Annotated in this window: 10 protein-coding genes and 2 CRISPR repeat arrays; of the genes, 1 reads left to right on the top strand and 9 read right to left on the bottom strand. The window is 72.4% G+C overall.

The window, feature by feature from the left end:
• Positions 1–189: 189 nt before the first annotated feature.
• Positions 190–600: a DoxX family protein gene (locus HGB44_RS24725; protein WP_061080062.1), complete on the top strand. Its 411-nt coding sequence runs from the start codon at positions 190–192 to the stop codon at positions 598–600.
• A 367-nt stretch (positions 601–967) separates the two neighbouring features.
• Positions 968–1728: direct repeats of the CRISPR family, unit length 29 nt; unit sequence GGGACCATCCCCGCGTGCGCGGGGAGCAC.
• 100 nt (positions 1729–1828) lie between these two features.
• Here HGB44_RS24725 and cas2e read toward each other — a convergent pair.
• The 9 genes from cas2e to HGB44_RS24680 form a co-directional block, all read right to left on the bottom strand.
• Positions 1829–2179, bottom strand: a complete 351-nt coding sequence (gene cas2e, locus HGB44_RS24720) for a type I-E CRISPR-associated endoribonuclease Cas2e (RefSeq protein WP_061080063.1) — start codon at positions 2177–2179, stop codon at positions 1829–1831.
• Positions 2176–3159 (bottom strand): type I-E CRISPR-associated endonuclease Cas1e, encoded by a 984-nt coding sequence (gene cas1e / locus HGB44_RS24715; protein WP_061080064.1) that lies wholly within the window; start codon positions 3157–3159, stop codon positions 2176–2178. Before cas1e ends, cas2e begins: the two co-directional genes overlap by 4 nt.
• A 3-nt stretch (positions 3160–3162) precedes the next feature.
• Positions 3163–3882 (bottom strand): type I-E CRISPR-associated protein Cas6/Cse3/CasE, encoded by a 720-nt coding sequence (gene cas6e, locus HGB44_RS24710; RefSeq protein WP_061080065.1) that lies wholly within the window; start codon positions 3880–3882, stop codon positions 3163–3165.
• Positions 3882–4610: a type I-E CRISPR-associated protein Cas5/CasD gene (gene cas5e / locus HGB44_RS24705; RefSeq protein ID WP_168444130.1), complete on the bottom strand. Its 729-nt coding sequence runs from the start codon at positions 4608–4610 to the stop codon at positions 3882–3884. Before cas5e ends, cas6e begins: the two co-directional genes overlap by 1 nt.
• Positions 4607–5794 carry a type I-E CRISPR-associated protein Cas7/Cse4/CasC gene (gene cas7e / locus HGB44_RS24700; protein WP_061080066.1) on the bottom strand — a complete coding sequence of 396 codons (1188 nt, stop codon included), beginning with the start codon at positions 5792–5794 and terminating at the stop codon, positions 4607–4609. Before cas7e ends, cas5e begins: the two co-directional genes overlap by 4 nt.
• 114 nt (positions 5795–5908) lie before the next feature.
• Positions 5909–6586, bottom strand: coding sequence for a type I-E CRISPR-associated protein Cse2/CasB (gene casB, locus HGB44_RS24695; protein ID WP_061080067.1), 678 nt, complete (start codon positions 6584–6586; stop codon positions 5909–5911).
• Positions 6583–8304, bottom strand: a complete 1722-nt coding sequence (gene casA, locus HGB44_RS24690) for a type I-E CRISPR-associated protein Cse1/CasA (protein ID WP_231972379.1) — start codon at positions 8302–8304, stop codon at positions 6583–6585. The genes casB and casA overlap by 4 nt, the downstream gene beginning before the upstream one ends.
• Positions 8294–11221, bottom strand: a complete 2928-nt coding sequence (locus HGB44_RS24685) for a CRISPR-associated helicase/endonuclease Cas3 (protein ID WP_061080068.1) — start codon at positions 11219–11221, stop codon at positions 8294–8296. The genes casA and HGB44_RS24685 overlap by 11 nt, the downstream gene beginning before the upstream one ends.
• Positions 11222–11387: 166 nt before the next feature.
• Positions 11388–12041: a CRISPR direct-repeat array (repeat unit 29 nt; unit sequence GGGACCATCCCCGCGTGCGCGGGGAGCAC).
• 300 nt (positions 12042–12341) lie between these two features.
• Positions 12342–12995: an SAM-dependent methyltransferase gene (locus HGB44_RS24680; protein WP_231972380.1), complete on the bottom strand. Its 654-nt coding sequence runs from the start codon at positions 12993–12995 to the stop codon at positions 12342–12344.
• Between the last annotated feature and the right edge of the window lie 386 nt (positions 12996–13381).

The following is a 13381-nucleotide window of genomic DNA, read 5'->3' as shown; positions in this document are numbered from 1 at the left end:
CTAATTTGTCGCGCCGCCTCAGACACGGGGTTCGTGCGGGCCGTCGGAGGAAGAACGCCGTGCCGTCATCGACCTCGTGGCCGGGGCGCCCCGCAGGCTCGAACGTCGGGCTCGCCCGGCGAGCCGGGACAACGCCTGCCTCCACCTACTCCGACCGGGAAACGGTCGACCACGACGACAGGAATCGACATGCCCACGACGACACCCTCAACCCGACCCCGACCCCGACCCGTCGCCGGCACCGTCGCCCTCTGGGCGTTGCAGGTGCTGCTGGCCGTCGTGTTCGCGGTCGTCGCCCTCCCGAAGGCGATGGGCGACCCCATCGCCGTCGCGCCGTTCGAGCTGATCGGGCTCGGCATCCCCGGCATGGTCGTCGTCGGCTGGCTGGAGCTCGCCGGGGCGCTCGCGCTGCTCGTTCCCCGGCTGTGCGGCCTCGCCTTGCTCTGCCAGATCCCGCTGATGATCGGCGCGACGGCCCTGAGCGCCATCGTGACCCCGGACCTGGTCGCCATCCCTGCGGTCACCCTGGTCCTGGTCTGTGTCGCGGCCTGGTTCCGCCGACACGACACCGCCGCCCTGGTCCGGATGGTGCGTCGCTGATCGGCGTCACACCTGCGGGCCCGACCGGCGAAGCCGGGTGCCGCGGCACCCCTCGGCCTTGAAACGGCCCTCGTCGGCCTTCGACCAGACGCCATGGCAGGGCCAGCACCGTTGGCGCCCCTTGCCCGCGGCGTTGGCGGTGACGCTCACCGTGTGCCCGCTGACCGCGGCCGATGCTCACTGACAAGTTGGTGGCCGATCCACTGACATTTCCGAAGCCGCCAACACTCTCGCCCGTGGCGCCGTTGCTGAACCTCATCGACATTTCGGTGACGAGAAGGCTGATGGTGTTGCTCGAACCCGGGAACAAGCGTTCCTGTTACCGATCGACGCCATCACCTGACCATGGGCGGCCCGTTCGCGCTCGGGGACCATCCCCGCGTGCGCGGGGAGCACAGCGGGTGCAGGTAGGCGATGTAGCCGCCCCAGGGACCATCCCCGCGTGCGCGGGGAGCACGGCGGTCCTGCGGGCGACGGCGATGCGTGACCGGGACCATCCCCGCGTGCGCGGGGAGCACGAGGACGACGACCAGGTCCAGGCCGACGCCGAGGGACCATCCCCGCGTGCGCGGGGAGCACCACCACGCCCCACGTGGTGGGGTCGACGGCGTGGGACCATCCCCGCGTGCGCGGGGAGCACTTCTTCGACTTCCTCGCGAGGCAGGCCACCCCGGGACCATCCCCGCGTGCGCGGGGAGCACCTCAAGGCCGCCCGCGGTGCTGGGTTCCGAGCGGGACCATCCCCGCGTGCGCGGGGAGCACCCCGCCGAAAGCGTCGCCGACCGTGGCGGCGAGGGACCATCCCCGCGTGCGCGGGGAGCACTCCTGGGAGAAAAATGGGAGACGCCAGCGGCCGGGACCATCCCCGCGTGCGCGGGGAGCACCGCATCCCCGCAGCGCTCCGGCTGGCCACGTCGGGACCATCCCCGCGTGCGCGGGGAGCACCGTCAATGGCGTCCCCGGCCAGCTCAGGGTCGGGGACCATCCCCGCGTGCGCGGGGAGCACGCGCCCGCGGACACAACCGTTCCGCGGGCGCCGGGACCATCCCCGCGTGCGCGGGGAGCACACGACCGCGCGGCCCGCCTCGACGGGCGCGCTGGGACCATCCCCGCGTGCGCGGGGAGCACAGTCAACGACCTGCGAACTTACCAGTGGCAAGCAGCCGTTTTTCCAACTTCTTCAGAGACGGACACCCGCACCACAATCCATCAAAGCACCCAAAACAACTCACCTCCCACCAAAGCGCCGCCTCTTCGACGCCTTGCTCCACCCGCTCTTCGGAGGCCTTCTGTTCTCCTCCTGCACCTTCTTGGGGCGATGCATCAGGGTGAGCCCCTCATGGTCCACCGGCTCCCAGTGATGCTCGAAGGTCTGGAAGGTGAACCCCTGCTCGGAGTCGTCGCTGTACGCCAGCAACGCCCTCCCGTTCCCCGCGTACTCCTTCACCTCCGCCCACAGCGCCTCCCGGATCCGGCGCGACGGGTTGCCGATGAACACCCCCGCCGATATCTCCATGAGCCACCGGGTCAGGAACCCGCGCAGCCCGGCCGGACAGTTCGTGAGCACGACGACCGTCACCAGACCACCTCGTCGGCGTAGCTGTAACCCGACTCCAGCAGCTCACCCCGGTCGCCCACCAGGCCGACCGTGTCCGCCACATCGTCGTTCGCGCCCTCGCCCGCACCCTCGGCCTCGCCCTGAGCCCCAACCGATCCTTCACCGAGCAACAGAGCCTTGATGTCGCGCACGCACCGCTCCAGCAGCCCCTCCTCGTTGATCCGGTCCCGCAGCAGCCTGCGCGTCACCCCGTCCACGTCCTCGTCCCCCTGCGCCGCCGCGTCGAAGGCCACGGGGATCCCGATCTCCACCTTGTACAGATCGGCCACGTCCATCACGAACCCGCGCTCGTGCCCCGAGTGCACGAACCCCAGTCCCGGACTGCACCCGAGTGCGGCCGTCACCGCGTGCGCGACCCCGTAGAAGCACTGTGCCGCCGCGGTGATGGCCTTGTTCGGCGGGTCCGAGACGTCGTGGTCGCCCGGCACGTACCGCCTCCCGCGCCAGGTCACACCGGTCCGCGCCGCCTGCTCCCGGTAACACGCCTTGACCCGGTCGCCCTCCTTGCCCAGCAGCGCCTGACGGCTCAGCGCCTCCACGTCCAGGTCCGGGAAGCGCATCCGGTACATCGCCCGCGCCACGTCGAGCCTGCTCCGCCGGTTCGCCCACGCCGTCGCCTGCGCCTCCACCAACCGGGAGGAGCGCGTCAGCGCGCGCCCGGCCGCGTAGTAGCGCACCCCGTGCTCCCCCACCCACACCACCGTCGCCCCGCACTCGCCGAGCAGGCTCATCGCCGAGTGGGTCACGTTCGTCCCCGGGCCCAGCAGCAGCGTGCCGATGGTCGCGGACGGCAGGTAGCGCGTCCCGTCCCCGTCCTCGGCGGTGATGGCGTTGGAGTCGCGGTGCACGACGCACCGTTCCAGGTACAGGAACGACAGCCGCTCGCCCACCCTCGTCAGCTCGCGCGGGCCCGAGGTCCTGCGCCTTCCCACGGTCCCCACGGTTCAGCCCACCGGCGCCAGGGTCATCAGCCCGCAACCGTAGGCCTTGGCCCGGCCCAGTCCGGCGCACAGCGTGCGGCGCAGCGCGTCGGGGTCGGTGACGGTCAGCCTGCCGTCGAAGGTCGCCGTGACCACGGGCACCTTCATCCGCTTGCCCCGCCGGTCCGGACGCGGATCCGCCTTGTCGAAGCCGCGCGCGTCGCGGTCGTGCACGACCAGTTCGTGCTCGTCCTGGCCCGGAAGGAGCTGCTGCTCAGCGTCCTTGCGCACGACCTCGAAGCCGCACCGCTCCTGCCGCTGGAGCAGCCATCCCGCCTGGTGGCGCGGGGTGACGTGCGCGGTGAGCTTGGTGGGCTCGCCGTCCTTGCGGCGGATGCTGTGCACGGGGTTGGCGGTGAGCCGGAACGCCCACGTCTGCCCGGCCTCCAGCCTCTTCAGGAACCCGCTGTACTCGTGGGTCTGCCACGTGTTCGCGGGATCGGTCGGCCACCCCGCCTGTTCCACCACGTGCGTCAGGTCGGGCCGGTTCGGGCCCACCACGTACAGGAACACCTCCGCGCGGGCGTTGCGGTCCACCCGCCACAGCACCCGGGGGCCGCCGGTATCGCTGGGCAGCAGGTCGGCGTAGGAGCCCATCACGGCCGCGTGCAGGGCCTGCGGCGAGGACAGCAGCTTCCTCGCTCCGGGGCGGTGGGTGTTGAACCGGAATCGGGTGAGGTACATCAGCTTCCTCCCAGGGCGGCCATGGGGTCGTGGTCGGGGACCGGCCGGCGCCGCGCGAACGGATTCGGCGCGTCGACCGAACCGGAGCGCACCGCGCGCAGGGCGTAGCGGCGGTGCGCCGGATCGAAGCTCAGCGGCAGGTCGCGCAGCGAGTCCGCCCGGCCGTCCCCGGGCGCCGCGTCCACCAGCGTGGTCAGTGTGATCTGTGCGTCCTGGCGGCGCCCCGTGCGCCGCCAGTACCAGGGGGCCGCCTGCCAGGGCTGGTCACGCAGCACCTCCTCGACGGTGCCCGCCACGGGTTCACCCAGGTCGACGGGGCGGGAGGGCGGGCACGAACGCCTGCCGAGGTAGGGCAGGTAGACGGGGTCGCGGACCGCCCGGTACAGCTCGGCGACCAGGCCCTCGGGGCCCTCCACGGCCGCGACGAACACGGCGTCGGACAGGTAGAAGCGCTCCGACACCGGCATGGACGTGTCCGTGTCCAGGTGTTTGGCGGTCTGGTAGTCGCGCACGCGGATTCCGGGCTGGTCCACCCGCACGCCGAAGCGCAGCGCCGCCAGGTCGGACAGGTCGGCGGTGCGGTCCCGGCCCAGGGCGGCGGCGAGCAGCCCGAGCACACCGCTCTTGGTGGGGGCGTTCTCCGTGCCCCGGCGGGCGAACCGGGAGGCGGAGCCCCAGGCCTGGAGCGGGCCCGCCAGAACCAGGGGCAGGACGCTCACCGCACTCATGCCCGCGGCGCCTGGCGCTGGGCGACGGCCGCGCCGACCCGCTCGACCAGTTCGGGGAGGGTGACCTCCTCGCCCAGGCCGGAGAGCTTGGCGGTGCGCTCCCCCACCCGCACCACCCAGGTGTCGACGTCGTCGGCCGCCCCGAACGCCCGCTCCACCTGCGGCACGTACTCGGCCAGGCGCGCGCTGGCCTGGGCCACGTGTCCCGCGCCCGCTTCCACCGGCTCCTCGAAGGCTCCCACGAAGCTGATCGGGCGCGCGCCGCGCAGCTTGACCACGACCGCGTCGGGCAGGGTGTGGTTGCCGAAGGTGTTGACCTTGCCGGTGGGCATCGACTCCACGAACCCGCGCACGAACGCCTCCACTGCCCGGCGCAGCGGTTCGGTGACCGGCTCGTCCTCGCGCAGCCCCTCCCCCAGGTTCCTGCGGAGCAGGTCCACGTCCACGGCGGCGTAGCGGTACAGGGTGGCGGAGTTGAACTCGACGGTGCCGATCATGCCCGCGCCGGTCTCCTCCTCGGGGTTGCGGTCGTCCACGGCCGTGTAGTAGTCGGACTCGTTCTCCACGGCGTGCACGCTGAGGGCGTGCGCGACCTGGGCGGCGGCGTCCACGTTGACGTCGGCGCCGTCGGCGACCATGCGGCCGAACAGGGCGATGTCCACCGAGTGGCGGGTGTCGGCGACCGCCTTGGCGCGCGCCTTGTTCTCCTTGTCCTTGAGGAAGGCCTTGATGTCCTCACGGCCCTCCACCGCGAGTCGGGCGAGCCCGTCGCGCTGGCGGGCGCTGAGGAACATCAGGTAGGCGGACTCGGGGGCGGGTTCCTTGGTGCCGTTCTTCTTGGCCGCGTCGGCCTTGCGCTTGGGCACCTCGATCTTGGAGCCGGTGGCGACCTGGACGGTCTCGGCGGCCAGGGCCAGCGCCGCGGCCTCCTCGATGGCCGGGTCGATCTCACGGATACGGGAGGCGACCAGCTCGGCGACGCGCTTGGTGCGGGTGCCCAGCTCCCGGGGGTCGAGCAGGGCGTCGAAGGCCAGGCGGGTGGCGCGCTTCCAGGCCTGGCTGGAGACCCGGGAGCGGCGGACGCCGCCGTAGACGGCCGTCTTGGGTGCGCCGGTGTCGTCGCGGTTGAGGTTGCTGGGCGGCACGGTCTGCAACACGTGCACGTCGAGAATGGTGCGGCTCATGGTGTGTCCTTGTCTTGTCGGTGCCCGCCCGCGGGCGCACTCGGGCGGGGCGGGGGCGAAGCGGGCTGGTGGTGCCGGACCCCGGAAAGGGCTCCGGTGGCGGTGGGGGCCTTGTCAGTCGGAGACGCCGGTCGCGGTCTCCGTGCCCTGGGGGCCGGTGGCGCCGTCGGCCTCGGTGCCGCCCGCGTCGGTGCCCTCCGAGTGCCGGTAGGCCTGGAAGCCGCGCCCCCAGGCCCGGCGCACGCGTTCGGCCCCGGGGCGGGTGCGGGCGTCGTGGAGCTGGTCGGCCAGGAGTCCGTAGTCGAGCGGGACGTCCTCGGCGCGCAGGAGCTGGACGATCCCCCGGAGCCGGTCGAGGCGGGTGGCGTGGTGCACGGCGCTCCCCGCCTGCACGAACCTCCTGCGCAGCGGCTCGTCGATGTCCCCGGCGGGCATGAGTCGGCGGACGGCCCCGCCGAGGTCGCGTCCGCGCCGGTGCATGCCCCTCTCGCGCTTGGACTGCTGGTGCAGGGCGTAGAGGGTCAGCGCCTCGTGCGCGGCGGCCTCGGCGTCCTCGGTGCGGGGGTCGGAGACGGAGAAGCGCTCGTAGAAGCGGTGGTCCAGGGTCAGCCCCACCAGTTCGGGCACGGCCTCGATGGGCTTGCCCGCGCCCCGGCGCAGCTTGGCCAGGGTGGCGACGGCGTCGGGGAGGTCCTTGAGGTAGCCGCCCTGGAGCTGGCGGACGCGTTCGTCGACCAGCTTCCCGACGTCCCTGAGTTCGGGCACGAACCCGGCGGTGCTCGTGGTGGTCACTGCTCCTCCTGCGGGGAGTGGTCGGTGTTGGTCAGCGGGAGCGCCCTGCGCAGGGCGGAGCGGAAGCGCAGGTCGGCCCGGGAGGCGGTGAGCCAGGCCGAGCCGTTCTTGGTGGCCACGACCCGGCCCGTCCAGGCGGCCTCCCCGGCCGTGTCCATGAGTTCGTCGCCGAGCCGGGACACGATCCGGTGTGCCCTGAGCTGCCAGACGCGGCGCTGCTCGTCCGGGTAGAGGGGGTCCTCTGAGGGGCGCAGGTCGCGCAACCACTTGCGGAAGGGCTCGTCCAGCTCCGCGAAACCCCGGTCGCGGGCGGCGGCCCGGGGGGCCTCGGTCTCCGCGCCCGCCGCCTCGGCCAGGGCGGTGGCCAGGTCCCCGAGGACCATGACCGCCTCCTCGGCGTCGTTGACCGCGTCGACCGCGGTCTGACCAAGGGTGCTGTCCTGCTCGTGCAGCAGGACCACGGGCATGGCGACGGTGTCGTCCACGATCTCGTTGACGACGGACTGCTTGGTGCCGTAATCAACTCCGACCAGGCGTGCGCGGACGAGGAAGCCCTTGTCCAGGTGCTCCTCCACGGTCAGGCGCGCGATCCAGTCCAACACCCGGGGGCGCACGATCTTCGCGGCCTCGCGGCGCTGTTCGGCGCCCCGGACGCGGCCGGTGACCAGGGCGGCGAGGCCGCGCCAGGCGCTGCGGGCGGGGTCGTGGTCCCGGGGCAGGTAGACCTGCTCCTCACCGAGCTTCTTCTCCTGCTCGGGGCTGCGCCGCCAGGCGGTCATGGGCTCCCGGTCGTGCTTGTTGCGCGGGGTGAGCGGGTCCCCGTAGGCGAGCAGGACCCCGTGGACGCTTTCACCGTCGTGGTGCAGCCGAACGCGTCGGCTCTGCCAGGTGTAGAGGTCGCGCAGGCCGTGGGGGCGGGTCTGGGCCTCCGCTCCCCCGAGTGCCTCGGCGGTGGCCGGGGCCCGGCGCCAGGCCGGGCGGTCGTCGGGGCGCGAACGCAGGTTGTCGGTGTCGCGGGGCAGCAGGTTGAGCAGGAGGGTCGCGCGCAGGTCGTCGCCCTCCACGTGGATCCCGCCGAGGTTCCCGGACCACCCCACCCCCTGCGGGTAGACCTTGCCGCCCTTGACCCGGGGGTCGCCGACCACTCCGGACTTGATCCCGGAGGTGTCGTAGGCGTGGGCGTGCAGGAGCCAGCGGGCGGCCTCGGCGAAGCCCAGGCGTTCGGCCCCGTGCGCGCGCATGGTGAAGAAGCGCGCGTTGTTGGGGACGTCGGCCACGATCGGGTCGAGGGAGGAGTACTCGCCCTTGGCCGTGCGCAGGTCCGGCACCTGGAGGAAGGGCGCGGTCGGGTGCAGCAGGTCGAGGCGGTCGCGGTGCTCGCCGAGGTAGTCGCGGACCCGGTCAGCCGGAAGGTCGCCGTCACCGTCGTTCCACAGGTCCGCCCAGTCCTCGATGTCCTCCGGGCCGTCGATCGCGTCGTGCAGGATCGCCAGGAGCAGCCGCAGAAGGGCGAAGTCCTGGGTGGGCACGTCGCCGACCAGACGCCGGATCCGCGCGGCCTGCTCGAAGACCTCGGTGAGGGAGAGCTCGGCCTCCGTCCCGTCGAGCCGCTGGACGGGGACCCAGGGGCGGCTGGTCAGGTCGAAGGAGGGCGGGGGCGTCGGTGGGGGCGCGGGTCGCGGTGGGGGTGGCGTTGGCCCGGAGGCGTCAGTCGGCACGGTGGACCTCCAGTCCGTCGGTCGGGGTGTAGTGCAGTCGGAATCCGGCGAGTTCGGCGCGGTCGTCCTCGTCCAGGAAGAGGACGAGCTCCTCGGCGATCCAGTGGGCGTCCTTGGTCTGCCAGGCGAGGACGAGGTCGGTTTCGAGTTCGGTGATGGCCCGGTCCAGTTCCTTGGGGAAGGTGAACTGGTAGGGCAGCCGGAGCGCGGAGGCCGCCAGGGCCCGCGCGGAGGCGGGCGGCGGCGCGGTGCCGGTGGGCAGGTCCAGTCCGCCGCGCCCGTCCGCCAGCCAGGGAACGGTGGTCACGGTGCCGTCGGCGGCGCGGCGGGCGACCAGGACCTCCAGGCTGTCGCGGGTGTCGCGGACCTGGGCCCTGCCGGCCTGGGTGTCCTCGGCCTCGCCGACCCCGGCCTCGACCCAGCCGATGAGCGCGCGACCGTCCCGGGCCGCCGGTTTGAGCAGGAAGGTCTCGGCCTTCTCGCCCTTGCGCGCCTGTTCGGTCTCGTATGCGTCGAGGGCCTCGGCCATCGCCTCCTGCCAGGCGCCGGGGGCGGGGTCCTGGTCGCCGTAGGCGTCCTGGACGAGAGGGCTGATGTCCTCGGGGAGGCGGACCGTGCGGGCGGAGTCCCCGTCCGCGGCACCGGACTCCAGGCGGGTGCGGAGCACGGCCAGGGAGCGGAGCAGGGGGTACTGCCCGTAGACCGTCCGCGAACCCCGCACGGGCGCGGGCGGCGCCTCGTCCCAGTCCACGCCGGTGACCAGGCAGCGGGCCCGGCGCACGCGCTCGGGCCGGTCGGACTGGTCCCGGCCGCGCGGGTGGCGGTGCAGGCGGCCCATGCGCTGGAGCAGGAGGTCGACGGGGGCCAGGTCGGTGACCAGGAGGTCGAAGTCCACGTCCAGGGACTGCTCCACGACCTGACTGGCGACCACGATGTGGCGGGTGGGGCGCTCCCCGCCCAGTTCGGCGACCTTGGCGGGCGGCCCGTAGTCGGCCACCAGGGCGTCGTCGTTGGCGGCGCGGTCCAGGGCGAGGAAGCGCGAGTGCGTGACGGTGACCGTGTCGGCGCCGAAGCGGGCGCGCAGGTGCGCGGCGGCCTCGTGGACGCGCGCGACGGTGTTGCGCACGACCAGGGCGCAGCCGCCGTCGGCCAGGGCGTGCTCCAGGCGCGCGGTGAGCGCGTCGAGGTCGTCGGACAGGGGTTCCACGACCACGTCGGTGGCGCGGCCGGAGGCGGCGGGGGTGTGCAGGCGGGGCGCGGCGCCGACCTCGGCCGTGGTGATGAGGGGATAGGCGCGAGCCTTCCCGATCTCCTCGTACCCCTCCCCCGAGGCGCCGGTGTAGGCCTCGGCCAGCTCGCGCCTGCGCCCGGCGGGCAGGGTCGCGGAGAGGACGACCACGGGGACGCCGTACCTGCCCAGCCAGGACAGGGCGCGGTCGAGGTAGGCGTTCATGTAGGTGTCGTAGGCGTGGGCCTCGTCGATGACGACCACCTTGCCCGCCATGGCCAGGTGGCGCAGGGCCAGGTGTTTGCTCTTGAGGCCGGTGAAGAGGAGCTGGTCGACGGTGCCGACGGCGAAGGAGGAGAGCATGCCCTTCTTGCGGCCCCGGAGCCAGCGGTGGGCGGTGAGGGCGGCGGGGGTGCGGGGGGTGCGGCCCGCGCCGGATCCGCCGTCCCCGGCGTCGCGGTCGGTGTCGTCGGCCAGGCGGCGTCCGCCGCCCATGAGCTGTGTGAACTCCTCGTTCAGGTGTGCCTTGGAGTGGGCGAGGAACACGGAGGCGGCCTCCTCCGGCATTCCGGGGAGGCGGTCGAGCCAGGTGAGGTAGCGCCCGAACATGGCGTTGCTGGTGGCCATGGTGGGGAGGGCGACGAAGCAGCCGCCCGCGCCGGACCGGGCCGCGAAGATCTCGGCCACGGCCAGGGCCGCCTCGGTCTTGCCCTCCCCCATGGGGGCCTCGACGATCATCAGGCCGGGGCCGGACATCCGCCGCGCGGCCTCGACCGCCTGCTCCTGGACGGGGCGGACGGTCGCACCCTCGGGCAGGGCGAAGCGTTCCGAGAAGAGCTCCGCCGCGGTGCCGCCGGGCTCCTCGGCCTTCCACTGTCGGGGGAGGCCGAGGAGGCGCCAGGCCTCGCGGGTGCGTTCGGGGTCGGTGCTGCGCCCGCCCGCTCCCGGGAAGAGGGGGAACAGTTCGGGGTTGCTGGCGATCCAGTCCGCGACGATGACCAGGGCGGTGAGCAGGACCTGCACGGTCTGCGGGAGCTTGAGGGAGTTCCAGTCGGAGAGGCGTTCGGCCGCTCCGGTGACGCGGGCGGCGGTGTCGAGGAGTTCGGTCTGGACGGAGGTCCAGGCGCGCTCGTGGCCGGGGGTGCGGAGGAGCCGGGGGCGCCGGTCGAGTTCGTCGATGGCCGAGTAGCCGGGCGGAACTCCGTGGTGGCCTCCGGCGACGACGGTGAGCTGGTGGGTGTCGCGGGCCTTCCAGCCGTGGTTCGCGACGAGCCAGTCCCGGAGGATGAGCTGTCCCGCGAGGCCGTGGGGGGCGAGTTCGCGGTTGGCCATCTGCTTCTGGAGGGGCATCTCCAGACCCTCGCGGCGCATGTCGTCCGCGAGGTCTTCGACCTGGCAGGCGAAGGCGGGGGTTGCCTTGCCGATGTCGTGGGTGGCGGCGAGCCAGACGGCTAGGGTGCGGGCGTCGTCCTCGCCCTTGGGGAGTGCGCGGCTGACGTGGTCGCGGACCTGCGCGGGGAGCCACTCGTCCCAGAGCCTGGTGGCGACGGCGGCGCTGTCGGCCATGTGACGGTAGAGGGGAAGCCAGGCGTTGGAGTCGAAGTCGTGCTTGGCCCACGCGCGGCGAGCGGCCTCGGAGAGGCGGTCCTTCCAGGGCTGAGGGCGCCCTTCGTGCTTCATGGCGGCCATTGAACAGGTGTCCGACATGTCTTCGCAGCGAAACAGAGGGATTCGCCCTGTCCTCATCCGGCCAAGGAGGTTTGCCCGTCCGTGTAAACCAAGTGGCATGTGTGCCGGGTGTGCCCCGTGCGCACGGAAAGCACTACGCCGGGATCAACGACAAAGAGCTAAACCTGGGACCATCTCCGCGTGCGCGGGGAGCACACGACCACCTCGCCGGACGGCAGCGCCACCAGGGGACCACCCCCGTGTGCGCGGGGAGCACATGTACACGCCGTTGCAGCGGGCGCCCTTGGCGGGACCATCCCCGCGTGCGCGGGGAGCACTGGATCGACCGCCGCTTCACCGCCCAGGGTCTGGGACCATCCCCGCGTGCGCGGGGAGCACTCCGTGGAGGTGATGATCCACCGGCTTTGCTGGGGACCATCCCCGCGTGCGCGGGGAGCACGACAAAGCAGCGTAGGCGGTGTTCGCGCCCCGGGGACCATCCCCGCGTGCGCGGGGAGCACAGCAAGGCCACGCCGACGCGCACGTTCTTCTTGGGACCATCCCCGCGTGCGCGGGGAGCACCGACCCCGGCGACGGGCAACGCGATCGACGACGGGACCATCCCCGCGTGCGCGGGGAGCACTCCGTGGAGGTGATGATCCACCGGCTTTGCTGGGGACCATCCCCGCGTGCGCGGGGAGCACTGTGTGTGTGGGACCATCCCCGCGTGCGCGGGGAGCACTGTGTGTGTGGGACCATCCCCGCGTGCGCGGGGAGCACACGAGCACGGTCATGACCAACCTGCCGCCCGGGGGACCATCCCCGCGTGCGCGGGGAGCACAGTCAACGACCTGCGAACTTACCAATGGCAAGCAGCCGAATTTCCAACTTCCTGAAAAACAGACATGCACCACCAAAACCCCATAAGCAACAAAACCCCTCAATCGCCACCAGGCCACACGCCCCGAGACCACCTCGTCCCACAGCAACATAACCCGGCTCATCGGTTCCGACATCACCAACCAACAGAAGGGGATACCGCGGTCCCGAAGCTCCCGCAGACAACAGGTCCCGAAAACGCCCCGTCAAAGGCGCTTCCAGAACCGTCGGACCCCATCAAGATGCCTCGTGCTGGTCTCTCTCAGCGTCGACGGCGGGCGAACAGCGTGGAGTCGTGGGCGTCCACAGCGGTTCCGTCACGGGTCAGCTTCCGGGGCCGCTGCTCGACCACGAGGGCCTCGAAGTCGTCCGGCAGACCGGGCAGGAGTTCTTCGGCGAGGAACATGGCCCTGCGCTGCTTCTCGGTCATATGGGCGAACTCCTCGGACGGCGTGTGGCCGACGACGAGGAGATGTCCGCCGGGCGCGACGGCGTGAGCCAGCAGGCGGGTCACGTCCACCATCCCGCCGTCCGGCGCGTGCAGGTAGTGGCTGGTCACCAGGTCGTACGACCGCCCGTCCGCCGCGATGGTCCGCGCGTCGACCCTCCACCACTCGACCCGGTCGGCGACTCCGGCCTGCTCCGCGCGCCGGGCGGCCCGCGCCAGACCGTTGGCGGAGAAGTCCGCTCCGGTGACCATCCATCCCTGTCGGGCCAGCCAGACCACGTCGCCGCCCTCACCGCAGCCGACGTCGAGCGCGGTACCGGGGGTCAGCCCGGTCGCCGCCGCGACGAGCTGCGGGTTGGGGTTTCCGGTCCAGAACCTCTCCTGACCGGCGTACCTCTCGTCCCAGCCCTCGGGCTCGAACATGGCGGCTGCTTCTTCCTCCGTGAGTTGCGGGCGATGCTCGGTCACGGGGCTCCTTCCTGTCCGCGCTCCGGGTCGGGTCGCGGGCTCATCGGCATGTCCGGGTTCACGTCTCTTCAGGGCGTGGAGCCGTGTCGGTGTTCACCGAGTACGTGCTCGGCGGCTTGCGCCTCCGGCTCGGGGTGAACGGGTGCACGGGTGCACGGGTGCACGGCACAGGGTCAGCCCCGCGCCCAGCTCCGCCGGGCCGTCACCGGTGATCACCACGTCGCAGGGGTGCGTACCGCGATGGTGCACTCGCACCAAGGGGAGCGTCACGAAACTTTGCTGGAACAGCAAAACCCGGATCGTCGAAGGCGCCGAGCCAGGCGGAAACCGCCGGCACACCACGCTCCGGACAGCCGCCGGAAAAACCCGTCGCGCCCCGAGCGGTT

Origin of the sequence: Nocardiopsis alborubida, from assembly GCF_012396365.1 — a bacterium.
In the GTDB taxonomy this organism is placed as follows: domain Bacteria; phylum Actinomycetota; class Actinomycetes; order Streptosporangiales; family Streptosporangiaceae; genus Nocardiopsis; species Nocardiopsis alborubida.
This window is presented reverse-complemented; position numbering and strand designations above follow the sequence as displayed.

Excerpts from the sequence above, each read along its gene's own strand:
- cas5e (WP_168444130.1), bottom strand. The coding sequence starts at position 4,610 with ATGAGTGCGGTGAGCGTCCTGCCCCTGGTTCTGGCGGGCCCGCTCCAG.
- HGB44_RS24685 (WP_061080068.1), bottom strand. The coding sequence starts at position 11,221 with ATGGCCGCCATGAAGCACGAAGGGCGCCCTCAGCCCTGGAAGGACCGC.
- cas7e (WP_061080066.1), bottom strand. The coding sequence starts at position 5,794 with ATGAGCCGCACCATTCTCGACGTGCACGTGTTGCAGACCGTGCCGCCC.
- HGB44_RS24725 (WP_061080062.1), top strand. The coding sequence starts at position 190 with ATGCCCACGACGACACCCTCAACCCGACCCCGACCCCGACCCGTCGCC.
- cas6e (WP_061080065.1), bottom strand. The coding sequence starts at position 3,882 with ATGTACCTCACCCGATTCCGGTTCAACACCCACCGCCCCGGAGCGAGG.